Consider the following 24,361-nt stretch of genomic DNA (forward strand, 5'->3'; position numbering starts at 1 on the left):
AAAGGGCTGGGCGGGTGGGGAGAAATCCGGCAAGCTTCTGCGGATGTCGTACACGTGACCCGAGGCGTCACTCTTCCACTGGTGGGCAGACCACGGCTGTTTGGGGGTGGTAGGTGGTGGTGATGGTTTCGATTTTGGGGTCGCCGCCGGTCAGGGGCGTACTGGTGCGGGTGGTTTTGATGGTGAAGCCGTCCGCGCCTGCGATGGGGACGCAGTTTTGGGCGGGGCCCTGAGTCGAGGGGCGGGGGATGATCTTGGTTCGGGTGGATTGTTTGATTTCGACGGTGTCGCGGGCGGTGCTCCAGAGGGCGACCGTGACCGAGGTGTCGGTGGCGGTCGCGCGGATCAGGACGCCGTGCGGGGAGTCGTTGCGCCAGCGTAGGTCGGGGCCGGGGTAGGAGATGGCGACTTCGAGGCCGGGTGGGTATTGGGGGACGAAGTTCTCATGTGGGGTGGCCTCGACTGTTTCGAGGCCACCGTAGAGGACGGCCTGGTACATGGCGGTGGCGAACTGGGAGATTCCGGCCACGTCCTGGCCGCGCTTGCCGCGCACCTCGACCGCCTCGACCGAGCCGCTATAGCCGAGCACGCCCTCGCGGCGGCCGGTCGCCGCGTTCAGCGAGAACGTCTCGCCCGGTTTGACGACGCGGCCGTCGAGCAGGCGGGCGACGGTCTGGATGTTGCTGACCCGGGGCTGGCAGCAGGGGAACTCCGACGTGCGCGTGCTGATCTGCTCTTCGATGCCGAGTTTGACCGCCTCGTCGTCGCCGAGCGCGGGTTGCGCCACCGTCAGCGGGACCGTCACCCGGTGGCTGCCGCCGGCGCCGATCTCCTTGAGCACGGCGGTGCTCAGGTCGTCGGTGTCCACAGCCCGGCCGGCCTTGCCCTTCACCAGGACGGGACGACCGCCTGACGTGCTGAACGTGGCGTCCCTGGGAGCCAGCTCCGGCGGGACCAGCGGGAGCCCCCGCACGGCCGCGGCGGCGTCGAAACGCGCGTCCAGCCCGCCGGATCCGTCCGCGTAGAAGACCAGGTGAGCGGCGACGTCCTCCGGCGAGAGCTCGATCTCCGCGTCCTTCGTCACCAGCGTCAGCGGCTCGGAGACCGCCCGCCGGGCCCAGGAGACCGCCTCGGTGACCCCCGACCTGGTGACCGTCGGCCGGATCGGCTTGGGTTCCACCTCGACCATCAGATCCGGGCTCAGATACGCCTTCTGTACGTCGGCGGCGATATCCTCCATGTCGATGGCGACCCCGGCCTGGGGTTCTATCGCGATCGGGCGGATGCCGTCGAAGTGAACCCCGCCTTCGACCATCTTCTTCTCGAGTTCCGAGGCCACGCTGGTGGAGATCACATTCAGCAGCTTGGCGCGGTCGACCGCGACCACCGGCTCGATCTCGCGCTGGCCGGTGAGGCCTTGCCATACCTCGAACGGGCTGGGGAAACCCGCGGGGGCTGACCTGATCGTCTCGGGTATGTTCAGGGAAAGGCCGCTGTCTTCCGGGTTCAGACTGACTCGCTGCTGGCCTTGTTTGATCACGATGGCGGTGGCGATGTGGCTGGCCATCCTCGCCTTTAATCGGTCTTCGGCCTCGACCGGGGTGAGACCGCCGATGTCCACGCCGAGGATCGTGGTGCCCGGCAGGACCCGCCCCATCATGACGCCCGCCGGGACCAGGTAGACCAGCAGCACCATGATGAGCAGGATGATCGCCAGCAGGCGGCCCCAGCGTAGCCCTGGTTCCTCTGGTTCCGGCACGAGATCCGAGGGGACGGCCATGGCCGATTTGGCTCCCGCCATCGGCCACGGCTCGACCGTCGCGGGTGGGGGAAGCTGGCTCTCCTGAGTGGTCGGCGTCGTGAGCGGGCGGCTACCGAAAATGTCGGAGGAAACACCGGGCGGAAGGGAGCTCGTGGCCGGGCGCACCGGGTGCCGCCGCCGCGGAACGGGCGGAGCCGCCGCCGCGACCGGGTCCGTCGGCGGATCGATGGACGCTCCGGCGTTCCGCACGCCTCGCTCTCCTCCGGCTCAGGGGAATCACCCTTCAGTTAACCCTAAAGCACCCTCTTCTGAATATGTCACAAAATCAAGTCCTTCTACTTGTCATCCATCCCGTCAAGTCCCATCAATGACCCACAGCTCGTCAGTAACCCTTTGTCGCCTATCGTCAGTCGATGGCGTGTGGTCTCTCGCCGGGCCGGACCAGTCCGCTCTCGTACGCCAGGATCACCGCCTGCACCCGATCGCGGAGGCGAAGTTTGGCGAGCAGGCGCTTCACATGCGTCTTGACGGTCGACTCCTCGACGAAGAGCGCCTTGGCGATCTCGGTGTTGGACAGGCCGCGGCCGATGAGTTCCAGGACCTCTCGCTCACGGGGGGTGAGCTCGCGGAGCCGTCTGAGCACCGCCGGATCGGGTTCCGGCCGGGGCTCGCCGGTCATCCGGTCGATCACCGTACGCGTGATCGACGGCGCGAGCAGGGACTCGCCGGCGGCGATCGTGTGGATGGCGGCGATGAGCTGCTCGGGCCTGGCGCGCTTGAGCAGGAAGCCCGAAGCGCCCGCGGTCAACGCGCCGAAGACGTAGTCGTCGTCGGAGAAGGTGGTGAGGATGAGGACGCGGGCGTCCGGGGCCGCGTCGACGATGGCGCGAGTCGCCCCGATCCCGTCCAGTACGGGCATGCGAACGTCCATCAGGATGACGTCGGGCCCGAGGGATCGGGCCTGCTCGACCGCGTCCAGGCCGTCGGCCGCCTCGCCGACCACCGCTATCGTCTCGTCGCTGGACAGCACCGCGTGCAGCCCGGCGCGCATCAGGTCGTCGTCGTCGACGATGAGCACCCGCACGGTGGTCATGAGGCCGCGTCGGTGATCGGGAGGCGGGTGTGCAGGCGGAATACGCCGTCGTCCGCGGCGGCGGCGAACGTCCCGGCGAGCAGGGTGGCGCGTTCCCGCATCCCGATGATCCCGTGGCCGCCCCCATCGCGTACGCCATTCGACACCGTGGGGTTGGTCACGGTGATCTCCACCGCGGCCGGTCCGAAGCTCAGGGCGACGTCGGCTGTCCCGGCGCCGTGCCGGGCCGCGTTGGTGAGCGCCTCCTGGAGGATCCGGTACGCCGCCCACGCGACCCCGTGCGGGAGAGCCCTCGGCTGGCCGACGATATCGGCGGCAATGGTGAGACCGTCCGCGCGGTGCCGTTTCAGCAGCTGCTCCAGCGCTCCGGGATCCTCCGGCGTCGGCATCGCCGGCGGTTCGCCTTCGCGCAGGACGCGGACCAGCCGGTCGATCTCGCCGATCGTCGAGCGGGCCACGTCTTCGATCGTCCCGATCGCCCGTCGCGAGCCTGCCGGGTCACGCGTGTGCAGCAGGCGTGCCGCGCCTGCCTGGACGAGGATCACATTGATGGCGTGACCCGCCGAGTCATGGAGTTCCCTGGCGATGCGGGTGCGTTCCTCCGCGACGGCGAGCCGGCGTTCCCGCTCGGCCTCCCGGAGCGTGCGCCGCGCCTGCTCCTCCAGCACGGTGATCTGCTCGTGCTGGAGCCTGGACCGGTCGCCGCCGAGCCAGACACCGACGAAGACGACGGCCCAGAGCAGCAGCCCGGATGTGATCGTCTCGATGTTCACCCCGGCTAGCCCGTAGGCAATGGTGATCAGGGGGACGAACATCGCGACCGCGAGCCTCGCCGACCAACGCCGCGCCGCCGCGCCGCCGCCGCTGTAGGTGGCCGCGACCGTGTATCCGGCGATCACCGGGCCGAGGGGCAGTTCGAACGGGTAGCGAAGGTAGATCAGCGTCACGGCCGCGGCGGCGGTCACCGCGTACACCGTCAACGGCACGACCCGCCGGGCCACCAGGGGCGCGGCGGCGGTCACCGCGAGGGCGACGCCGAGCGCGTCGACGGTGCGGGAACCCGGATCGGGCCTGCCGAAACCGCCCATGGCGAGCACCCCCAGGGTCAGGCCAAGCGCCAACCCGGCGATACCCGCATCTACTGCCCATGTGCGCCGTTCCACCCCGGCAAGGATAAATGTGGGCACCGCTCGCCGCGTCCCCCGACGGGAGCATGCGCTCTGCCACCACGGGGGGAGGCCAGGACCACCCCACAGAGCGTTATCGGGGAGCGTCGGCCGCTTGTAGCTTCGCCGCGGAAACGAAACCTTTGGCAGGAGGTCGCGTGGCGATGCCACAGCAAACCAACACACTCCCCCGCGTCGAGCCCCGAACCAGCAGGTTCGAGCGGTTGGCGGGATGGTCCCACCGGCACCGCTGGGGAGCCCTCATCGTCTGGGTCGTCGCCCTGGTCGCGGTCACGATCGCGGCGGGATCCGTGGGTGATGACTACCAGAACGACTTCTCGCTGCCCGGTACGGAATCTCAACAGGTCGCCGACAAACTGGCCGACCAGATACCGGCGCAGGCCGGCGGGACCGTGCAGATCGTCCTGGCGGACCCGGACGGCATCGGGTCCCCGCAGGTGCAGGCCCAGGTCGCCGCGATGCTCGCCAAGGTCGGCGAACTGCCGCATGTACGGAGCGTGCGCAGCCCGTACGACGACCGGTTCGCGGTGTCCCGGGACGGGACGGTCGCCTTCGCCACGGTCGTTCTGGACGCCCCGTCGGAGGAGGTGCCCGCCGCGGACATCCGCGAGCTGATCGACACCGCGCAGGCCGCGCGAGCCGACGGCCTCCAGGTCGAGTTGGGCGGCGAGGCGGTCCGCGGCGCCGAGGAAGGCGGCGGTGGCGCCGCCGAAGGCGCGGGCCTGCTCGCCGCTCTGGTCATCCTGGTGCTGCTGTTCGGCTCCGTGCTGGCCGCCAGCCTCCCGATCGTGATCGCGGTGTTCGCGGTCGGCGCCACCGTCGGGCTGGTCGCGCTGGCCTCGCGGTTCGTGACCGTCGCGGAGTTCACGACCCCGCTGATGATCCTCGTCGGCCTCGGCGTCGGCATCGACTACGCCCTGCTCATCTTCTGGCGCTACCGTTCCGAGCTGTTGCGGGGCGCCACGCGGGAGCAGGCGGCCCGGACCGCCCTGGACTCGGCGGGCCGCACCGTGTTCTTCGCCTGCTGCACCGTGATCATCGCGCTGATGGGGCTGGCCGTTCTCGGTCTTGGCTCGTTGCAGGGTGTCGCGGTCGCGGTCGCGCTGACCGTGCTGGTCACCATGCTCGCGTCCCTGACACTGCTGCCCGCGCTCCTGGCGATCATGGGCAAGCGCATCGAAAAGGCCGTGCGCCGGCGCGGGAGCAAGGCCAGGACAGCCGAGGGCGCCCGGTGGCGGCGCTGGTCGGCGCTCGTCCAGCGCCGGCCGTGGCCGGCGGCGCTCGTCCCGTTCGCGGTGCTCCTGGCGCTCTGCCTGCCGCTGCTCGGCATCCGGCTCGGCTTCGCCGACGCGGGCAACGACGCCGAGACGAAGACCAGCCGACAGGCGTACGACCTGCTCGCCAAGGGATTCGGGCCCGGTTTCAACGGCCCGCTGCTGGTCCTCGTCGAGGGAGACCAGCAGGCTGCCGACGCGGTCCACCACATCCTCACGGATACCCCGGGCATCGCCGCGGTCACCCCGCCGGTGCCGTCGAAGGACGGCGGGCTCGCGACGGTGCTCGTCTTCCCTGACACCAAACCGCAGGATAGGGAGACGGTGGAACTGGTCGACCGCCTTCGAGAGGACGTCCTCCCCCAGGCGGAGCAGGACACCGGAGCGAGGTTCCTCGTCGGCGGGGCCACCGCGGCCGTCACCGACTTCGCCGATGCCGTCGCCGACCGCCTCGCGCTCTTCGTCGGGGTCGTGGTCGGGCTGTCCATGCTCCTGCTCATGGTTGTCTTCCGCTCGCTGCTCATCCCGCTCAAAGCCGCCCTGCTGAACCTGCTGAGCGTCGGCGCCTCGCTGGGCGTCGTCACCCTGGTGTTCCAGGAAGGGTTCGCCGGTGGGGTGCTCGGCGTGGAGCCTGGACCGGTCGAGGCGTTCGTCCCGGTGATGATCTTCGCGATCGTCTTCGGCCTGTCGATGGACTACGAGGTCTTCCTCCTCTCGCGGATGCACGAGGCGTGGGAGCGGACCCGCGACGCCTCCCACGCGATCAGCGAGGGGCTGGCCACCACGGCTCGGGTCGTGACGGCCGCCGCCGGGGTCATGATCGTGGTCTTCACCGCCTTCCTGCTCGACCCCAGCCGGATGCTGAAGCAGTTCGGCCTCGGACTCGCCGTGGCGATCCTGCTGGACGCCCTCGTCATCCGCTGCCTCATCCTCCCCGCGGTCATGCACCTGCTCGGCCGAGCGGCCTGGTGGTTGCCGGCCCCGATGGCCCGCCGGCTGCCGCGGCTGGCAATCGAACGCGCGGAAGCGCCGACCCCGCACCAAAAGGACCTTCGGTGAACCGCAGGCAGCTACTACGTCTCGCCGGCGGAGCTGCCCTCACCGTCTGGGTGGCCGGGTGCCAGTCAGAACAACCGCCCAAGATCGCCGACCGCGCGAGCCGAGCACTCGCCATCCCCCCGCTGGCGGAATCCCGCATGGACGCCCAGGGGCGCCGGGTGTTCGACCTGACCGCACGCGCCGGTCGGCGCGAGTTCCTGCCCGGACACACGACCGGCACCTGGGGGTTGAACGGCGACTACCTCGGGCCCACCTTGCGGGCCGCACGCGGCGAGCAGGTGGCGGTCAATGTCCGCAACGAGCTGGATGAGATGACCACCATGCACTGGCATGGCATGCACCTGCCCGCCGCCGCCGACGGTGGGCCGCACCAGCCGGTCGAGCCGGGACAGACGTGGTCGCCGAGCTGGCGGATCGACCAGTCCGCGACCACCTTGTGGTACCACCCGCACCCCCACGGCGCGACCGAACGGCATGTCTACCGCGGCCTGGCGGGCATGTTCATCATCGACGACGACCTGGAGGAGGCGATCGATCTTCCCCGGGAGTACGGCGTCGACGACATCCCGGTCATCGTCCAGGACAAGACGTTCGACGAGAACGGGCAATTCCACGAAGGAAGCAACGGACCGACCGGCCGGCTCGGCGACACGATCCTCGTCAACGGGACGGTGGCGCCATTCCTGCCCGTGACGACGAAACGGCTGCGCCTGCGGCTGCTCAACGCCTCCACCGCGCGGATCTACTCCTTCGGGTTCGCCGACGATCGGCGGTTCGCGCTCATCGGCACCGACGGTGGCTTGCTCGCCGCGCCGTACCAGACGAGCCGCATCCAGCTCTCACCCGCCGAACGCGCCGAACTCGTCGTCTCGGTCCAGCCGGGCGAGCGGGTGGTTCTGCGCTCTTTTCCCCCAGAACTGGGCGTCATCCCCATCATGGCGCGGTACGCCGGCGGTGCGGACTCCTTCGACGTGCTGGAACTACGGGCGGCTGCCTCGCTCACGGGGACCCGGACCATGCCGGACAAGCTGGTCGACGTACTGCGGACAGCGGAGGCCGACGCGACCACCACCCGTTCGTTCCGGTTATCGGGACGACAGATCAACGGCCGCCCGATGGACATGAACCGGATCGACGAGGTGGTCACCAGCGACACCACCGAGCTCTGGGAGGTCGTCAACGAGCACCAGCAACCGCACAGCTTCCACGTTCACGGCGTGCGATTCCAAGTCACGAGCATCGGCGGCACCACGCCACCACCCCAACTGGCCGGCTGGAAGGACACGGTCTACCTTCCACCGAAGGTGCCGATCCGCCTCATCATGCGTTTCGGCGACTTCACGGATCCCACGAGACCGTACATGTATCACTGCCACCTCATGTTGCATGAGGACCACGGCATGATGGGCCAGTTCATCGTCACCACACCCGGCCGGGCCGATCCGGGCCGCCAGCCCGGCCCATCGCCGCTCAGCGACGGCCAGCACTCGGCTCACGCCCGCTGAACCCGGGGAATGAACCCAGGGGAACCGCCATTTCTTCTGGGTCCCGCACTGGTTCGACACCCCGACCCGTTGTTGCCGGGCTGCCTTCCCCGTGCGGGCAACCATAGCGACGCCGGGGTCGGGCGGAGCCTGAGCAGACGACGCCCACCGCACTGCGGCTGCCGTTTCGTGTGAGTGATCACGGCGATGGCGGGGTCGCCCAACGAAGCGGCAGCTGATTCCGGAACCAACGCATGCTCCCGATCCGCGGGCTGGCAGGTCCGCAGTCGACTACCCGTACCCGTGTCCCTCTCGGGCCAGAAGGGGAAAACGACCGCACACGCGGCACCCGGAATGTCCCCGGACCCGCCTACGCGTACTGGGCGACCTTGGCGGATAGGCGGGTGGTCTGGAGGTCCGTCACAGCTCGCCAGGCATAGTCGGTGACTTCTTCGAGCTGGAGCTGAACGCTGGGATTGGGGACCCAGAACGCGAACCGGAAGTCGGCGTGCCAGTGCTCGCCTTCGCCCTTGGCCGGGTTGGCGGGGATCAGGTGAACGTCGACGTCGACCGGGATGACGTCCATGCCGGGAGGGCTGACCGTGGTCATCCAGGGGATGCCGGTCTCCTCCTCCAGCTCGCGGAGTGCCCCGTACAGGAGGCTGCCGTCGGCGTCTTCGAGGTGTCCGCCGGGGATGAGCCACTTGCCGAGCGCGGTGTGGTGGATCATGAGTACCTGGTTGACGTCGTTGATGACCGCAGCGCTGCAGGTGACGTGGAGCGGGACGGTCGACCGCGATGAGAGGTCGCCGCCGGCCTCCAGAGCCTCCAGGAGCTGTTGAACGTTGTCCCGCTCGTCGGGATTGGCAGCCAGGTAGCGACGCAGGGTTTCGGCGATCGCGTTGTTGGTGACGGTCATGTTGACCCATTGAAGTAGTGGAGCCAGGTCGCTGCAATGAACTTGCGGATGTCGGCCGGGATGTCGTGGAGGCCCGGATCGTGGTCACGGTCGGCCAGGAGGGCGAGGGCGGCGAGGATTTCGGCCTGGACCAGGTAGATGAACGATCCGACCGAGGCTCCGTGCAGGAAGTTCACGGCGTTGCCGTCGTTGAGGACGTAGAAGTAGTGGCCTGTGGTGGCGTGCCGGGTGACACTCGCGGTGACCGTGGCCCGGTCGTAGAGACCATCAAGCGCGTCGAGTTCGAGTTCGTCGTCGCTTGAGGTGACGCTGGCGATGTAGGCGCCGTTGCTGACGCGGGCAAAGTCGTCGGCACGTAGCGCGAGGTTCCCGGTCGCGCAGATCACCACCCCGGCCCCGGCGAGGGCTTGGGCTCGGCTGGTCGCGGTCCGGAATCCTTGGGACAAGGCTTGGGCCATCCGGACGGGGTCGGTGTCGTAGACGGTGACCTGGACGTGCTTGGCGTGCAGCATCCGGGCGATGGACGCGCCGACCTTCCCGAATCCGATCACGCAGGCGTGGCGACCGTGCAGGATGCCGCCGCGGCTGCGGATCAGTGCCTCGGTGGAGAACACCACGGACTGGCCGACCAGGTAGTCCTCGGGGTCCTTGAGCGGGCTGCGGGCCACGGTGAACACCGGGCAGGGCAGCTTGTCGTGCTCCAGATAGCGCTGCAGCCCGTTCTCGGTGTCCTCCACAACGCCCAGGAGTCGACCGGAGAAGTTGGCACAGATCTCCTCCAAGGCGGGAGCGAAGTAACCGCCGATGTCGAGCAGCACCAGGGCCTGACCCGCCGCACGGGATTCCAGGTAGGCGACGGCCTGCTCGGGATCCGCGAGCTGACGGCGGTCGAGCGCGTCGCAGCGGAGCATCCGGGTGACTTCCTTCATCGCCCCGGCGTCGATCGATTTGGGCTTCGGCAGCACGGCCGCGACCGCCGACAGGCGGGACACCGCGGCGACGAAGATGGGCCGCTCGGGCAGTAGATGGGTGATCAGGAGCGAACTGGGCTTGCGTGCGGGCTCGGTATGGGTGGTGACGCGCCGGAAGAACGCCTCGACCCGGGACCGTTCGAAATCCTCCATGGGGGCCTCCATCAAATATGGGGAGATCCTCAGATCACGTCGCCGAGAGCGATAGGCGCAGATGGAGGGGCATGTGGGTACGTGCGCCGCTCATGCGAGGCTTGCGCCTTCTTGTGTGGTTGATGACGGGCAGGCGAAGTGCGCTTACCGTGAAGTTCGGGCTGAGCCGTCCCGTCCCGAACGGCGAAGGGGCCGCAGGTGAACAAGCCGGTCACCAACCAGGGCCTGGAAGACCTCCTGGCCGAGGCCGCCTACGACCGATCCCACGCTGCGTTCGCCCGCCAGGTCAACGCCGCCGGTGCCCGGGACCACGGCCTGATCCTCAGGTATGACGGCGCCTCCGTCTACTGGTGGCTACGCGGCCGCCGCCCCGAGCAGCCGGGTCCCGAACTCATCGCCACAGTGCTGTCGGCGCGGCTGCACCGGCAGGTGAACGTCGCCGAACTCGGCTTCGCCGGCCGTGACGGCGAGCGCGACGGGCTGCTATTCCCAGCCACCGTGCCCGAAGCCGTTGAGACCGCGTCGGCGCTCTGGCGGCGGTTCGGACGGCGGGGACGTCCAGCGACCGTTGCACCGTTCGTCACCGCGGCGGCGATCGAGACCGGGTGGCGTTGGCACTTCGACCCACCCGATTCCAGCATCGCCCGCGCAGCCGGACGGCGGGTCACCGGCATGGACGTCGAAATGCTGCGCGGCTGCTTCGACCAGTTCCTCGAACTCGACCGGCGGCACGGCGGCGGCCACGCTCGAACCTTCCTTGCCGACTTCCTCACCCGCGACGTCGCCCCGCTCCTGCGCGGCTCTTACACCGACCCCGTCGGCCGGGACTTGTTCGCTGTAGCCGCCGAGCTGACCGGGATGGCCGGGTTCATGTCCTACGACATCTCCGAACAGGGAGCTGCGCAGCGCGCCTTCATTCAGGCGCTGCGGCTGTCGAAGGCGTCCGGCGACCGGACCTACGGCGCGCACATCCTGGCCAACCTTGCCACCCAGGCCGTCTTCCTCGACCTGCCCGGCGAAGCCGTCCGGCTCGCCCGCGCCGCGATCGACGGGGCGGGCCGCCGCCCTGTGGCCTCCGTCTCCGCCCGGCTCCTCAGCAGCCAGGCCACCGCCCATGCCGTCGCCGGGGACCTGCAAGCGTTCCGGACCGCTATCGGCAAGGCCGAGCACGCGCTGAACCGCGCGGACGAGACTGGCCCGTCCTGGGCGGGCTACTTCAGCCCCGCCCATCTCGCGGGCAGCGCGATGCGATCGCTACTCGACCTCGGCCGCCCTGAGGAAGCGCTCACCTTCCGAGAGCAGGTCATGGATCTGGCACCCGGCAATGCCCGTACCCGAGCCCTGCACACCGCACTCACCGCCACCGCCTACGCCCGCGCCGGACACGTCGACGCCGCTGCGCACCTCGCCCTAGAAGCGCTCGCTCTCGCCCAGCGGATTCGCTCCGAGCGCGTCCAGGCCCGGATCACCCTGCTGGCCTCCACGCTCGCCCCCCACCGGCCGGTACCCGAGGTCGCAGCCTTTCTCGAACAGGCGGTGGGCCCTTGATGAGCCAGGGACAGAGATTTCCGACCGCTCTCGCGCACCACTGTGCTGGAGTAGCGTCAAGGGGGTGGTAGCGCCGTATCTGGAACCCAAAGACTGGTACCCCACCCTTCCGACTGCCTATGTGTCGGCGATTGTCCTGCTCACCGACGAGCGCGATCGAGTCCTGCTGGTCAAGCCCAACTACCGGGACTATTGGGCGCTGCCAGGGGGCATTCTCGACCCTGGCGAGCTGCCCCATGAGTGCGCCGAGCGCGAGGTCGTCGAGGAGACCGGCCTGAAGATCGAGGCCCGGGCCCTGCTGGTCGTGGACTTCGCGCCGCCGCTGGGTGATCGCCCCAAACCAATGATCAACTTTCTGTTCGATGGCGGCCTTGTCGCTGACCCCGGCCTGATCCGGTTGCAGAGCGACGAACTCGACGGCTTCGATTTCTTCAGCTGGAAGGAAGCCGCCGACCGACTGCCCGACTTCACCGCCGCCCGCATCCCCGCCGCCCGCGAGGCCCGCCTGGCCGGTCGCACCATCTACCTGCCCGCCACTCGCTAAGCGGTCCGCACCCGCAAGTACGGGACGAGCGACTCGCGCCGTCCTCCAAAGCCGAAGGAAAATTCGGCCACGCACGGAACTAGCAGGTCAGCCAAGGACGACCGACCGGCCCCAAAATGACTTGTCCCCATGGATGGGTGGGAGAACCACGGTGTCGTAGCGGTCGTTCCGTGCGGGTGACCACGGCGCTGGCGGGGACGGGCGGAGCCCGAAGGAAAACAAAGGGCTGGGTGGGTGGGAGAACCACCCCGATCAAGCTGCCGCCTCATGCGGGCGACCACGGATGACGGGGGCGGGCGGAGCCCCCGGGAAATCAAAGGAATGGGTGGGAGAACGGCCTTGTGCTCGCCCCCGTCGTGGGGACGAGCACAACGGGGTTACTCCGTTACGCCGAGTTTGTCGAGGATTAGTTGGCGGGCTCGGCCGGCGTCGGCTTTGCCGCGGCTGGCCTTCATGACGCCGCCGACCAGGGCGCCTACGGCTGCGATCTTGCCGCCGCGGATTTTGTCGGCCGCGTCGGTGTTGGCGGCGATGACCTGGTCGATGATCGTGGAGAGTTCGCCGTCGTCGTTGACGATCTGCAGGCCGCGGGCCGCGACCACGTCGTCAGGGGAGCCCTCTCCGGCCAGGACCCCTTCCAGCACCTGTCGGGCGAGCTTGTCGTTGAGCGCGCCTGACGCGACCAGTTCGGTCACCCGGGCGATCTGGGCGGGCGTGATCGGCAGTTCGGCCAGTGACGTGCCGGCCTCGTTGGCGCGGCGGGCCAGTTCGCCCATCCACCACTTGCGGGCGTCCGCCGCCGGAGCCCCGGCCGCCACCGTCGCCTCGACCAGGCCGAACGCGTCGGCGTTGTGCATGGCGGCCATGTCCAGGTCGGACACCCCCCATTCGGCCTGCAGCCGGCGACGCCGTACCGACGGGAGTTCGGGCAGTTCGGCCTTGAGGCGGGCCACCCACGCGGGGTCGGGCTCGATCGGCACCAGGTCGGGCTCGGGGAAGTAGCGGTAGTCCTGCGCCTCCTCCTTGGAGCGCCCGGAGGTGGTCAGGCCGGTGTCCTCGTGGAAGTGCCGCGTCTCCTGGATGATCCGCCCGCCGTCCGCGAGAATCGCGGCCTGCCGCTCGATCTCACTGCGAACCGACCGCTCGACGCTGCGCAGCGAGTTGACGTTCTTGGTCTCGGTCCTGGTCCCCCACTCGGAGGAGCCGCGCGGCATCAGCGAGACGTTGACGTCGCACCGCATCGATCCTTCCTCCATCCGCACGTCGGACACGCCCAGCGACCGCATGACCTCACGCAACTCGGTCGCGTACGCCCGCGCGACCTCCGGCGCGAGCCGGTCCGTCCCCGGAATGGGCTTGGTCACGATCTCGACCAGCGGGATCCCGGCCCGGTTGTAGTCGACGATCGAGTAGTCCGCGCCCTGGATCCGCCCGGTCGCGCCCCCCACATGGGTGGACTTGCCGGTGTCCTCCTCCAGGTGCACCCGCTCGATCTCGATCCGGACCGTCTTCCCGTCCACCTCGACATCCAGATACCCGTCAAAGCACAACGGCTCGTCATACTGACTGATCTGGTAGTTCTTCGGCATGTCCGGGTAGAAGTAGTTCTTCCGCGCGAACCTGCACCAGCCGGCGATCGAGCAGTTCAGCGCCAGCCCGATCCGGATCGTGGACTCGATCGCGGTCTCGTTGGCCGTCGGCAGCGAGCCGGGCAGCGCCAGGCAGACCGGGCAGACGTGCGTGTTCGGCGGCGCGCCGAAGGTGGTCGGGCACCCGCAGAACATCTTCGACGCGGTGCCCAGCTCCACGTGCGTCTCCAGCCCGAGCACCGGCTCGAACTGCGCCAGCGCCTCGTCGTACGGCATCAGCGTCTCGGTCACAGTGCCGGAGCCTCCTTCAGCAGCGGACCGCCCCAGCGGTCCTCGAACGCCTTCTCGACAGCGGCGCCGACGCGGTAGCAGCGGTCGTCGCCCAGGACCGGGGCCATGATCTGCAGGCCCACCGGCAGGCCGTCCTCGTCGGCGAGGCCGCAGGGCACGGAGATGGCCGCGTTGCCCGCCAGGTTGGACGGGATCGTGCACAGGTCGGCGAGGTACATGGCCATCGGGTCGTCGGCGCGCTCGCCGATCGGGAACGCCGTGGTCGGGGTGGTCGGCGAGACGAGCACGTCCACCTGGTGGAACGCGGCGTCGAAGTCGCGGGAGATGAGCGTGCGCACCTTCTGGGCCGAGCCGTAGTAGGCGTCGTAGTAGCCGCTGGACAGCGCGTACGTCCCCAGCATGATCCGCCGCTTGACCTCGGGGCCGAATCCGGCGGCCCGGGTGAGCGCCATGACCTCTTCGGCGCTGCGCGTGCCGTCGTCGCCCACCCGGAGCCCGTAGCGCATGGCGTCGAAGCGGGCCAGGTTGGAGGAGCACTCGGAGGGCGCGATCAGGTAGTACGCCGGCAGCGCGTACGCGAACGACGGGCAGGACACCTCGACGACCTTGGCGCCGAGCGATTCCAGCAGGTCGACGGCCTCCTGGAAGCGGGCCAGCACGCCGGGCTGGTAGCCGTCGCCGCCGAACTCCTTGACCACGCCGACGCGCAGCCCTTCCACCGACGCCTGCCGGGCCGCCTCCACCACGGGGGGGACGGGCTGGGCGATCGAGGTGGAGTCCATCGGGTCATGCCCGGAGAAGGCCTCGTGCAGCAGAGCCGCATCCAGGACGTTGCGGGCGAACGGCCCGGGCGTGTCCAGCGAGGACGCGAACGCGATCAGCCCATACCTGGACGAGCCACCATATGTCGGCTTCATACCCACGATGCCGGTCACGGCGGCGGGCTGCCGGATCGACCCGCCCGTGTCGGTCCCGGTGCTCAGCGGCGCCTCGTAGGCCGCCACCGACGCGGACGCGCCGCCGGACGATCCTCCGGGAATCCTGGTCAGATCCCACGGGTTATGAGTCGGCCCGTAGGCGGAGTTCTCGGTGGAGGAGCCCATCGCGAACTCGTCCAGGTTGGTCTTCCCGAGAATGACCAGACCGGCTTCGCGCAGCCGCCGGGTCACCGTCGCGTCATACGGCGGGCGCCACCCTTCGAGGATCTTGGATCCCGCCGTGGTCGGCATGTCGGCGGTGGTGAACACGTCCTTGTGCGCGATCGGCACCCCGGCCAGCGGCCCGAGGGGCTCCCCGGCCGCCCGCCGCCCGTCCACCGCGCGCGCCTGGGCGAGCACCGCGTCGGGGTCGACGTGCAGGAACGCGTGGACCTTGGGCTCGACCTCGGCGATCCGGTCCAGGTGGGCCTGGGCGACCTCGACGGCCGAGGCCTCCCCGGTGGCGATCAACCGGCCGAGCTCCGCCGCCGTGCGGTGGATGAGGCTCACGCTTCCTCCCCGAGGATCCTGGGCACCCGGAAACGATCGTCCTCGACGGCCGGCGCGCCGGACAGCGCCTGCTGCGGCGTCAGGCTGGGCCGCACCTCGTCGGGACGGAACACGTTGGTGAGCGGGAGCGCGTGCGAGGACGGCGGGATGTCGTCGGCGGCGACCTCGGCGACGCGGGCGACCGCGCCGACGATCTGGTCGAGCTGGGCGGCGAAGTGGTCGAGTTCCTCGTCGGCCAGCGCCAGCCGGGACAGCCGGGCGAGGTGAGCGACCTCATCGCGGGTTATGGCGGACATGAGTCTCGAACCCGTTTCTGAATGGACGTGTGGACAACAGCCATCCTAGGGGCGCGGCTCAGGCACTCGCTTCTCGCTTTCGCTCAGGCTGAGCTGTCCATTGCCAGTTCGGAGTTGTGAAGGGGCAGCCGCAGCCGGGCGCGGAGCCAGACGCCCGCTTCAGTGGCGGGCATCGGTTCGGCGAGCCACCAGCCTTGGCCCGCGTCACAGCCCATGGCCCGAAGCTGGGCGGCGATCTCCGCGGATTCGACCCCTTCGGCGACCGCGCGCAGGCCGAGCGAGCGCACCAGGTCGATGATCGACCGCACGATCCTCTCGTCATCCGGCGATTCACCGATTTTTCGCACGAAAGAGGCGTCTATCTTGACTTCGTCGACCTGGAGGCGCTGGAGCCGTACCAGGGTGGAGTAGCCCGTGCCGAAATCGTCCAGGGCCAGCGGGACGCCGAGGGCGGCCAGGGTGCGGATGGTGTCGGCGGAGTAGGCCTGGTCGGTCATCAGGATGCGTTCGGTGACCTCCAGGTGGATCGCGTTCGGCGGGAGCGCCAGCCGGGCCAGACCGGCCGAGAGCTGGTCGGGAAGCCCGGAGTCGAGCAGGTCGCGGGCGGAGACGTTGACCGAGACGGGCACCGGCAGGCCGTCGTGCCACCAGCGGGCCGCCTGGTCGAGGGCCTTGTCGATGACGTGCTGGGTGAGCTCGCGCATCAGGTAGGACTGCTCGGCCAGCGGGATGAACTCGACCGGCGAGATCGGGCCGCGCACCGGGTGCCACCAGCGCAGCAGCGCCTCGACGCCCTCGACCCGACCGTCCTCCAGGGAGACCTTCGGCTGGTAGTGCAGGTCCAGCTCGTCCCGGTCGATCGCCCGGCGCAGATCGCCGAGCAGGCTCAGGCGCTCCGGCGAGTTCCGGTCCCGCTCGGCCACGTAGAACTCCACCCCGGTACGGCCTTCCTTGGCCATGTACATCGCCACGTCGGAACGCTGGAGCAGCAGTTCGAAGTCGGGCGCGTGATCGGGGTAGAGCGCGATGCCGATGGACGCGTCCAGGTCGAAGGTCATGCCCTCCAGGCGTACCGGCTCGGTGAGCGCGACCCGCAGGCGGGAGGCGACCTCCTTGGCGGCGTGGCCGTCGCGGATGGAGGGCAGCAGGACCGCGAACTCGTCGCCGCCGAGGCGGGCGACCACGTCGCCGGGGCGCACGCTGTGGGTGAGGCGGTGCGCGACGATCTGGAGCAGCAGGTCGCCGACCGGGTGGCCGAGGGTGTCGTTGACCTCCTTGAACCGGTCGAGGTCGAGCAGGAAGAGGCCGACCCGCTCGTGCTCCCTGGCCTCGACCAGGGCTTCCTCGGTGCGCAGGATCAGCATCTTGCGGTTGGGCAGGCCGGTCAGGCTGTCGTGCATGGCCTGGTGGTCGCGGCGCATGGAGAGCGTGGCGGTGAAGTAGACGGCCGCCAGCGGGGCCACGAACAGGGGCACCAGGCCGGTGGAGTGTTCCATCACGACCACCACGAGCGGGGCCAGGCCGAGCAGCGCGCCGTAGACGAGGGCTTGCGGGCCGATTGAGGCCTTGATCACCCGGATAATCGATTTGCGTTCGTGCAGGGCGACCGCGCTGCAGACGAGCAGGCCCCGCACCGTGAAGTACGCGAGCCCCGCCAGCGCGATGGACGGCATGTCGGTGCCCTCGGGGGTCCAGGTGTCGAGGGGGCGCGGATGGATGCCGAACGCGCCGAAGACGACGGCGGAAGCCGTACAGGCCAGGGTTATCTGGGCGATGTTGAAGGCGATGCGGTGCCAGGAGCGGCGATGGACCAGGCCGCTGACGACCACCGCGACCGCCTGCACCAGCACGGCCGCGGACAGGCCGTGGTGCATGAGGACGGCGAAGGTGAACAGCGTCGAGGTGGGCGTGCCGCCGACGATCGCGGAGGAGCTGACCATGACCGGGCGCAGCTCGCCCAGGACCACCAGCACGACCAGGATCCAGAACAGCGCGGTCCCCGCGAGCTGGGTGAACTCGCCCAAGCCCAGCCGGATCTGCGTGACGACCAGCGCCGTGAGACCGATCGTGATCACCGCGGTGAAGTACATCCACAGGGGTGAGCCGAGGCGCGGTCCGGTGTCCCGCGTGTCGGCCGGATCCGCCATCTCATGGCATGGCGAGAGATGGCGCGCAATTGCTGTCATCGGCAAGAAACCCCCCAAGAGGTCACTATGGGAGGGTACGGCCTCTGGGCCACTTCGCGAAACCGGTTGGGCACGTTCCGTTACTGGATATTTCGTGGCTTCTCGGCATCTGGGCTCTTGGGGGTGAAAGTTTCAGATGACCGGATACCTGTTTCGAGCGCGTTGCCAGGGGGTTTCAAGTTGGACCTCCAGCCATATTGCCTTGAGGCTTCAAGTCCCTACGATCTGGTGATTAGATCCCTGCAGATTAGTGGGAGCGCTCCCACTCCTCAGGGACGGAGACCTCATGTTTCGTAAAAGGCCCCTGACGGTGGCCGCAATCGCCGCGGCCACCGCACTCGGGATGGGTGCCGCCGTGCTCACCGGCTCCGCGGCGAATGCCGCGGACTCAGTGTTCTACGTCGACCCCCAGACGAACGCGGCGCGCTGGGTGGCCGCCAACCCGAACGACAGCAAGACCGCCGTGATCCGCGACCGGATCGCCGCGGTCCCGCAGGGGCGCTGGTTCACCACCACCAACACCTCCACGGTACGGAACGAGGTCAGCACCTACGTCGGCGCGGCCGCATCGGCCGGCAAGATCCCCATCATGGTGGTCTACAACATCCCGAACCGGGACTGCAGCGGCGCCTCCACCGGCGGCGCGCCCAACCACACCGCCTACCGCGCCTGGATCGACGAGATCGCGGCCGGCCTGGCCGGACGGCCCGCGTCGATCATCCTTGAACCCGACGTGCTGCCGATCATGACCAACTGCCAGAGCAGCGCCCAGCAGGCCGAGACCCGGGCCTCCATGGCCTACGCCGGCAAGAAGCTCAAGGCCGGTTCCGCCGCCGCCAAGGTCTACTTCGACATCGGTCACTCGGCCTGGCTCGGCGCGGGTGAGGCCGCCAACCGGCTCGTCGCCGCCGACATCGCCAACAGCGCCGACGGCATCTCGGTCAACGTCTCCAACTACCGCTCCAGCAGCACCGAGATCGCGTACGCCAAGGCGATCATCCAGGCCACCGGCATCAGCCGCCTCAAGGCCGTCATCGACACCAGCCGCAACGGCAACGGGCCGCTCGGCAGCGAGTGGTGCGACCCCGCGGGCCGCGCGACCGGCACGTGGAGCACCAACGTGACGGGGGACTCGGCGATCGACGCCTTCCTCTGGATCAAGCTGCCCGGTGAGGCCGACGGCTGCATCGCGGGCGCCGGGCAGTTCGTCCCGCAGCGCGCCTACGACCTGGCCATCGCCGCCCCGCCGCCCACCAACACCCCGTCGCCCTCACCGTCCCGCTCCCCCTCACCTTCGCCGTCCCCGTCGCCCTCCCCTTCTCCGTCGCCCTCCCCGTCCCCGTCGCGTTCCCCCTCGCCGTCCCCGTCGCCCTCCCCGACCGGCGGTAAGGCCTGCACCGCGACCTACACCATCACCAACCAGTGGAACAACGGCTTCGGCGCGACCGTGACCGTCCGCAACAGCGGCTCCGTCGCCACCACCGCCTGGACCGTCCGCTGGACCTTCACCAACGGCCAGGGCATCAGCCAGCTCTGGCAGGGCCAGCACACCATCAGCGGCGGCAACGTCACCGTCAACAACCTCAACTACAACGGCAACCTGGCCGTCAACGCCAGCACCTCATTCGGCTTCAACGGCACCCATAACGGCACCAACTCCGTCCCCACCCTCACCTGCACCTCCACCTGACGTCCCTCCCGCGGCTGGTACGCCTGAGCGCGACCGCCCCCAGAGGCCACCCGGCCCCGCCACCAACTCGGCGCCGGGTGGCCTCTGGCCGTCTCCCCGCTTCGTCTCCCGGACGAGGGCACGCTGGTGCCTATGAACGCAGCCGGGTTGGTACGGAGCCGGTGAACGCCTGATGGCAGGTTGATCACGGAATCGGCTCGGCGCGAACGAACCCCACCCCTTCCGCATCTCCTGAAATATGAGGAAATCGGCGCTGGCGTGGATCGGGCATCCGCTGACCGTGCTCGCGACCCTGGTCCTGGCCGTCAACGACCACATCCTCAAGCCGCTCTGGCCCGGCCTGCTCACCGGCAAGCTGAGCGACGTGGCCGGGCTGGTAGTCGCACCGCCGCTGCTCAACCTGCTCCTGCGGCGTCCCCACCTGTCGATCGTGCTCACCGGCGCGGGCTTCGCCCTGGTCAAGTCCACGACCGCGGGCGCGGCACCGCCCGACGATTTCTTCCCCTCGAAGTTGCTCCCCTTCGTGCTGGCGCCCCTCGGCCTGGCCGCCGTGATCGTAAGCGGCGTGCACGCCCGGGCGCCATGGCGGGTGTGGGCGATAAGCCTGGCCACCGGCGCGCTCACCTACTTCGCGGCCATGCACCGTTCTACGCCTGGAGCACACGCACCCTGCTGGACCGCTACTCCTTCGCCATCGCCCTATTCATCACCCTCGGCCTGACCACAGGCCAGCGTGGGGATCGTGCTCACCTTCAACCTGCGCGTAGCACCGCGGCTCCGTTCACCGGCTCCTTCGCCAGATCGGTGAGCACTTAGCCGGCCTGGCGCACTCATCACAGAAACCTCGCGTCGAGGCATCATGCCGCTTGACCGCGATCATCGCCATCCCAGTGGTGAGTCGGCGAGTTCCTCGGGCGCGTCGTCGCCGACGCGGCGTTCTGCGGAAGGCGGAACAGGTGACCTTCTATTCACCCCGATCCACGACTCCAGCGGTTCCGGTCACGTTTGGCAGCCCTCGATATCCTGGCTAGTGGCTGCTGTAGCTGATGGTGAGGATCGCCACGACCTTGTGCTCGTCGCCGTCTGGGAACGTCTTATATGTGTCGTTGTACTGATAGTCGATACGACCTGCACCGCTAATCTCATAATGGATGGTTCTAGACCATCCATCCCCTCTCGGTTTTCCTGCCTTACCTCGAAGAAAGCAGGTCGCGGCAATAGGGTCCGGTTCACCTGGAGTCTGGGACACATGGTCCCAGAACTGCTGCGCTGCCTTGATCCCGACCATGGGCACTAGCCTGCCCCAATGGTCCAGAAACTTGCGGTGCACCAACACCCGGTAGTCCGGCCGCTCCCCCGGTCTCCCGCCAGGTCGTCGAGCCGGCACCATGGGCCGGTAGGCACCGCTACTCCCCGTCACTAGGCTTTCCTGCTTCGACGAAGTCCTCGGAGAGATGCGGCCCGAGGAGAACTGAACGACGAAGCGGGTCCGCCAGCTGGCGCGCAGTTGCTCTCCATGCCTGGATGCACTCATCAAGCACGGCCGTGTCCTCGTCGGCGCGAGCTGCGATGATCGCATCCTGAAGCTCGCACAGAAACTCTTCGAGGTCATCCCGATCGAACGATCGCAACCACGCCAGTTCACCCAGAGCTGTTGCGGTGAGGGCTCCAGTAGATCTCCGTAGCAGCGTGCTGAGCTTTACATGGGCTTCACCCCATTTGGCCAGCGCTTCCAGAAGGTCCAGCTTGCTTTCGCGCAGCATAACCAGGCTCGTCCCGTCAGGGGATCGGAGTCGAGCTCGATCATGATGGGCCTCATTGATGAATTCCACGCGCTTCTTCCCCGTTAGATCCGATGCCTGGTAGACGATGTCACTCAACGGGGATCACCCCTCTCGCCATGATGATGCCTGCTTTCACACACAAGATAATACCCACGATCCTGCCTAGGATCACACCTGATTTACGCGAAGTCCGGCTGGTAGCTAGGAGGCGGCACCCAAGGTGCAGGAGAGCGGGGGTCCTTCGACGCACAAGGGTCTATCCCTCCGACCGTACAAGGAGGAGGCCGCCGACCCAGCGGCGAGCCGTCTGGTGCTGCTAGTCCTCCGGCGGAGCTGCTTCGGGAGTGACGGCTTCAGGGCCCTCGGTCAGGAGGGTGGTGAAGCCGTCCTCGTCGAGGATGGGGACGTTGAGTTTGGTGGCTTTGTCGTGTTTGGAGCCTGCGTTTTCGCCGGCGATCAAGAAGGAGGTCTTTTTGGAGACGGAGTTGGTTACTTTGCCGCCTCGGGTGGTGATGGCGGCGGAGGCTTCGTCTCGGGTGTAGGCGGTGAGGGTGCCGGTGACGACGAAGGTGAGGCCCTCCAGGGTTTGGGGGCCCTGGTCGGTGGGGGGTTCGTCCTCCATGCGGACGCCCGCCTCTTTCCAGCGCTTGATGATGTCACTGTGCCAGTCGACGGCGAACCAGTCCTTGATGGCGGCGGCCACCCGGGGGCCGATGCCTTCCACGGCGGCGAGTTCCTCTTCCGAGGCGGCGGCGATGGCGTCGATGGAGCGGAATTCGTCGGCCAGGGCGCGGGCGGTGGGTGGGCCGATGTGGCGGATGGACAGCGCCACCAGGACACGCCAGATCGGCTGCGCCTTGGCCAGCTCCAGCTGTTCCAGCATCTTCTCGGCGTTCTTGCTGGGCGCTCCGGCGATGGTCGCGAAGAAGGAGACCACCTTCTGCTCGCCGTTTTCCGGATCGGTTTTGGGCAGGCCGGTGTCCTGGTCGCGGACGATCGATCTGATGGGGAGCAGCCGGTCCATGGTGAGATCGAACAGGTCGGCCTCAGTGCGGACGGGAGGCTCCTGCGGGGGCAGCGGCTGGGTGAGCGCGGTCGCCGCGACGTAACCCAGGCCCTCGATGTCGAAGGCGTTGCGACCGGCCGCGAAGAAGATGCGTTCGCGCAGCTGGGCGGGGCAGGCGCGGGTGTTGGGGCAGCGCAGGTCGGCGTCGCCCTCCCGCTCGTACGCGAGTTCGGTGCCGCACTCGGGGCAGTGGGTCGGCATCACGAACGCCCGCTCGGTGCCGTCCCGCAGATCGGAGACCGGCCCGACGATCTCCGGAATCACGTCGCCCGCCTTGCGGAGCACGATCGTGTCCCCGATCAGCACGCCCTTCCTGACCACTTCCGAACCGTTGTGCAACGTCGCCCGCTCGACAGTGGACCCCGCCACGACCACAGGTTCCATCACCCCGTACGGCGTGACCCGCCCTGTCCGGCCGATTCCGACCTGGATGTCGCGCAGCTTGGTGGTGACCTCTTCCGGCGGATACTTGTACGCGATCGCCCACCGGGGCGCCTTGCTGGTCGACCCGAGCTGCCGCTGCACGTCGATGCGATCGACCTTTACCACGACGCCGTCGATCTCATACGCCGGGTCATGCCGATGCTCGTTGTAGTGATCGATGAACTCCTGCACCTCGGTCAGCCCGGGAACCACCCGATACAGATCGCTGACCGGCAACCCGAACGACCGCAACCGGTCATACATCTCCGACTGGGTCTTGGGGGGCGCGGCGCCCTCCCACTTCCCGACCCCGTGCACGATCATCTGCAGCGGCCGCTGGGCGGTGATCCGCGGATCCTTCTGCCGGAGCGAGCCCGCCGCCGCGTTCCGGGGATTGGCGAACGGCTGCCGCCCCGCGTCCATGATCTGCTCGTTGAGCTTCTCGAAGCCCGCGACCGGCAGGAACACCTCGCCTCTGACCTCGACCAGGTCGGGCACATCATCCCCGGACAGCCGATCGGGCACGCCCCGGACCGTGCGCACGTTGGGCGTCACGTCCTCCCCGGTGCGCCCATCTCCCCGGGTGGCGGCCCGCACCAGCCGCCCCTTCTCGTAGACAAGCGCGATGGCCAGCCCGTCGATCTTCAACTCGCACAGGTAGGGCCCGGGATCGATTTCGGCCAGCCGCTCCGCCCGCGCCTGCCACGCGGCCAGGTCCGCCGCGTTGAACGCGTTGTCCAGGCTCTCCATCCGCTGCAGATGGGTGACCGCGGCGAAATCGGTGGAGATCGGCGCGCCGATCTTCTGCGTCGGCGAATCCGGCGTGCGCAGCTCGGGGAACTCCTCCTCGATCGCCCGCAGTTCCCGCATCCACGCGTCATACTGCGCGTCGCTGACGGTGGGCGAGTCGAGCACGTGGTAGCGCCAGTTGGCCTGCTCGACCAGCTCGGTCAGCTCCGCATGCCGCCCGCGGCGCTCGGACAGCTCCCCGGACACACCTTCAGGCGACGTCATGCGCGTCTCCCCTCCTCGTCCAATCCCAGGAGAACGGTATCGCCGGGCACTGACATTCGCCCCTCCCAAGACCGGACCTTGACGAAGGGGCCGTGCCCCGAGGACGGCGGGCACGGCCCCTCGCTCTCACCCGCCCTGTGCCCAGACCCCCTCATAGGCGGAGCACTTACCGGTGATCTTCACTGCGGTGCCCCGGCACACCTTGGCCTCGATGGACAGGACGAATCCGGTGTTCAGCGTGATCTTCCGATAACCGGCCGAACAGTTCTTGTAGCTCTTGTAGACCTTCTCGCCGTTGTCCGTGAGGTATCTGAACCGAATCCAGGAACAGGGCCCGGAACCGGACCCGTCGTACAGCCTGCCGGTGACCCTGAGGCCCCCCGGCCTGGTCACGATCTTCCCGCTGGTCACCTTGGCCTTGCCATCCGTGGAATACGTGGGTCCCCAATGCCACGTATCGGAAGCGTTCGCCGGGGAGGCCAGAACTCCCACCAGAGTCGCGGCGGCGACCCCGGCACTGACGAGTGCGCGCATGTATCTC

General features: G+C 68.6%; 19 protein-coding genes. 6 read left to right on the forward strand and 13 right to left on the reverse strand.

The features are described from left to right. Nucleotides 1–67: 67 nt before the first annotated feature. The 3 genes from Amac_RS22450 to Amac_RS22460 form a co-directional block, all read right to left on the reverse strand. Complete coding sequence (locus tag Amac_RS22450) at nt 68–2,011, reverse strand: VanW family protein (RefSeq protein ID WP_155356348.1); 1,944 nt, start codon at nt 2,009–2,011, stop codon at nt 68–70. A 157-nt stretch (nt 2,012–2,168) separates the two neighbouring features. After that, nucleotides 2,169–2,855 carry a response regulator gene (locus Amac_RS22455; RefSeq protein ID WP_155356349.1) on the reverse strand — a complete coding sequence of 229 codons (687 nt, stop codon included), beginning with the start codon at nt 2,853–2,855 and terminating at the stop codon, nt 2,169–2,171. Next, entirely contained in the window at nt 2,852–4,018 is a 1,167-nt protein-coding gene (locus Amac_RS22460) for a sensor histidine kinase (RefSeq protein ID WP_218041222.1), read from the reverse strand. Before Amac_RS22460 ends, Amac_RS22455 begins: the two co-directional genes overlap by 4 nt. 167 nt (nt 4,019–4,185) lie before the next feature. Between Amac_RS22460 and Amac_RS22465 the strand changes: the two genes are divergently transcribed. Both Amac_RS22465 and Amac_RS22470 read left to right on the forward strand, forming a co-directional pair. Beyond that, nucleotides 4,186–6,375, forward strand: coding sequence for an MMPL family transporter (locus Amac_RS22465; RefSeq protein ID WP_155356385.1), 2,190 nt, complete (start codon nt 4,186–4,188; stop codon nt 6,373–6,375). Continuing rightward, nucleotides 6,372–7,880 (forward strand): multicopper oxidase family protein, encoded by a 1,509-nt coding sequence (locus tag Amac_RS22470; protein ID WP_246268581.1) that lies wholly within the window; start codon nt 6,372–6,374, stop codon nt 7,878–7,880. The genes Amac_RS22465 and Amac_RS22470 overlap by 4 nt, the downstream gene beginning before the upstream one ends. 349 nt (nt 7,881–8,229) lie before the next feature. On the opposite strand, the gene Amac_RS22475 is transcribed toward Amac_RS22470, so the two are convergent. Both Amac_RS22475 and Amac_RS22480 read right to left on the reverse strand, forming a co-directional pair. Next, on the reverse strand, nt 8,230–8,778 hold the full coding sequence (locus Amac_RS22475; protein WP_155356350.1) for an NUDIX hydrolase: 549 nt from the start codon (nt 8,776–8,778) through the stop codon (nt 8,230–8,232). Beyond that, a complete protein-coding gene (locus tag Amac_RS22480; protein ID WP_155356351.1) occupies nt 8,775–9,902 on the reverse strand; it encodes an adenosylhomocysteinase in 1,128 nt (375 codons plus the stop codon). Before Amac_RS22480 ends, Amac_RS22475 begins: the two co-directional genes overlap by 4 nt. Nucleotides 9,903–10,100: 198 nt before the next feature. On the opposite strand from Amac_RS22480, the gene Amac_RS22485 reads away from it, so the two are divergent. Beyond that, nucleotides 10,101–11,450, forward strand: a complete 1,350-nt coding sequence (locus Amac_RS22485; protein ID WP_155356352.1) for an NsdA family TPR-like regulatory protein — start codon at nt 10,101–10,103, stop codon at nt 11,448–11,450. Between the two features lie 121 nt (nt 11,451–11,571). Continuing rightward, nucleotides 11,572–11,994, forward strand: coding sequence for an NUDIX domain-containing protein (locus tag Amac_RS22490; RefSeq protein ID WP_218041223.1), 423 nt, complete (start codon nt 11,572–11,574; stop codon nt 11,992–11,994). A 377-nt stretch (nt 11,995–12,371) separates the two neighbouring features. Here the strand turns inward: Amac_RS22490 and gatB are convergent, their stop codons facing one another. The 4 genes from gatB to Amac_RS22510 all read right to left on the reverse strand — a co-directional run bounded on the left by gatB (nt 12,372) and on the right by Amac_RS22510 (nt 17,804). Further along, entirely contained in the window at nt 12,372–13,859 is a 1,488-nt protein-coding gene (gatB, locus tag Amac_RS22495) for an Asp-tRNA(Asn)/Glu-tRNA(Gln) amidotransferase subunit GatB (protein WP_174900211.1), read from the reverse strand. A gap of 11 nt (nt 13,860–13,870) precedes the next feature. After that, nucleotides 13,871–15,361 (reverse strand): Asp-tRNA(Asn)/Glu-tRNA(Gln) amidotransferase subunit GatA, encoded by a 1,491-nt coding sequence (gene gatA, locus Amac_RS22500; RefSeq protein WP_155356355.1) that lies wholly within the window; start codon nt 15,359–15,361, stop codon nt 13,871–13,873. Beyond that, nucleotides 15,358–15,657 carry an Asp-tRNA(Asn)/Glu-tRNA(Gln) amidotransferase subunit GatC gene (gatC, locus tag Amac_RS22505; RefSeq protein ID WP_155349692.1) on the reverse strand — a complete coding sequence of 100 codons (300 nt, stop codon included), beginning with the start codon at nt 15,655–15,657 and terminating at the stop codon, nt 15,358–15,360. The genes gatA and gatC overlap by 4 nt, the downstream gene beginning before the upstream one ends. Before the next feature lie 83 nt (nt 15,658–15,740). Beyond that, nucleotides 15,741–17,804 carry a putative bifunctional diguanylate cyclase/phosphodiesterase gene (locus tag Amac_RS22510; RefSeq protein ID WP_155356387.1) on the reverse strand — a complete coding sequence of 688 codons (2,064 nt, stop codon included), beginning with the start codon at nt 17,802–17,804 and terminating at the stop codon, nt 15,741–15,743. Between the two features lie 325 nt (nt 17,805–18,129). Here Amac_RS22510 and Amac_RS22515 point away from each other — a divergent pair, with 325 nt between their 5' ends. Both Amac_RS22515 and Amac_RS55290 read left to right on the forward strand, forming a co-directional pair. After that, nucleotides 18,130–19,533, forward strand: coding sequence for a glycoside hydrolase family 6 protein (locus Amac_RS22515; RefSeq protein WP_155356356.1), 1,404 nt, complete (start codon nt 18,130–18,132; stop codon nt 19,531–19,533). Between the two features lie 238 nt (nt 19,534–19,771). Then, on the forward strand, nt 19,772–20,254 hold the full coding sequence (locus Amac_RS55290) for a hypothetical protein (RefSeq protein ID WP_218041224.1): 483 nt from the start codon (nt 19,772–19,774) through the stop codon (nt 20,252–20,254). 306 nt (nt 20,255–20,560) lie between these two features. Here Amac_RS55290 and Amac_RS22525 read toward each other — a convergent pair whose 3' ends face one another. The 4 genes from Amac_RS22525 to Amac_RS22540 form a co-directional block, all read right to left on the reverse strand. Then, nucleotides 20,561–20,821 carry a hypothetical protein gene (locus tag Amac_RS22525; RefSeq protein ID WP_155356357.1) on the reverse strand — a complete coding sequence of 87 codons (261 nt, stop codon included), beginning with the start codon at nt 20,819–20,821 and terminating at the stop codon, nt 20,561–20,563. Between the two features lie 118 nt (nt 20,822–20,939). Continuing rightward, nucleotides 20,940–21,413 carry a hypothetical protein gene (locus tag Amac_RS22530; RefSeq protein ID WP_155356358.1) on the reverse strand — a complete coding sequence of 158 codons (474 nt, stop codon included), beginning with the start codon at nt 21,411–21,413 and terminating at the stop codon, nt 20,940–20,942. A gap of 220 nt (nt 21,414–21,633) precedes the next feature. Beyond that, nucleotides 21,634–23,820 (reverse strand): NAD-dependent DNA ligase LigA, encoded by a 2,187-nt coding sequence (gene ligA, locus Amac_RS22535; protein ID WP_155356359.1) that lies wholly within the window; start codon nt 23,818–23,820, stop codon nt 21,634–21,636. A 126-nt stretch (nt 23,821–23,946) separates the two neighbouring features. After that, nucleotides 23,947–24,354, reverse strand: coding sequence for a hypothetical protein (locus Amac_RS22540; protein WP_155356360.1), 408 nt, complete (start codon nt 24,352–24,354; stop codon nt 23,947–23,949). Nucleotides 24,355–24,361 lie beyond the last annotated feature (7 nt).

The organism is Acrocarpospora macrocephala, from assembly GCF_009687865.1.
Classification (GTDB): domain Bacteria; phylum Actinomycetota; class Actinomycetes; order Streptosporangiales; family Streptosporangiaceae; genus Acrocarpospora; species Acrocarpospora macrocephala.

Coding starts and splice junctions, on each gene's coding strand:
- Amac_RS22455 (WP_155356349.1), bottom strand. CDS start 2,855: ATGACCACCGTGCGGGTGCTCATCGTCGACGACGACGACCTGATGCGC.
- Amac_RS22465 (WP_155356385.1), top strand. CDS start 4,186: ATGCCACAGCAAACCAACACACTCCCCCGCGTCGAGCCCCGAACCAGC.
- Amac_RS22475 (WP_155356350.1), bottom strand. CDS start 8,778: ATGACCGTCACCAACAACGCGATCGCCGAAACCCTGCGTCGCTACCTG.
- Amac_RS22480 (WP_155356351.1), bottom strand. CDS start 9,902: ATGGAGGATTTCGAACGGTCCCGGGTCGAGGCGTTCTTCCGGCGCGTC.
- gatB (WP_174900211.1), bottom strand. CDS start 13,859: ATGCCGTACGACGAGGCGCTGGCGCAGTTCGAGCCGGTGCTCGGGCTG.
- gatC (WP_155349692.1), bottom strand. CDS start 15,657: ATGTCCGCCATAACCCGCGATGAGGTCGCTCACCTCGCCCGGCTGTCC.
- Amac_RS22510 (WP_155356387.1), bottom strand. CDS start 17,804: ATGGCGGATCCGGCCGACACGCGGGACACCGGACCGCGCCTCGGCTCA.
- Amac_RS22515 (WP_155356356.1), top strand. CDS start 18,130: ATGTTTCGTAAAAGGCCCCTGACGGTGGCCGCAATCGCCGCGGCCACC.
- Amac_RS55290 (WP_218041224.1), top strand. CDS start 19,772: ATGAGGAAATCGGCGCTGGCGTGGATCGGGCATCCGCTGACCGTGCTC.
- Amac_RS22525 (WP_155356357.1), bottom strand. CDS start 20,821: ATGGTCGGGATCAAGGCAGCGCAGCAGTTCTGGGACCATGTGTCCCAG.
- ligA (WP_155356359.1), bottom strand. CDS start 23,820: ATGACGTCGCCTGAAGGTGTGTCCGGGGAGCTGTCCGAGCGCCGCGGG.
- Amac_RS22540 (WP_155356360.1), bottom strand. CDS start 24,354: ATGCGCGCACTCGTCAGTGCCGGGGTCGCCGCCGCGACTCTGGTGGGA.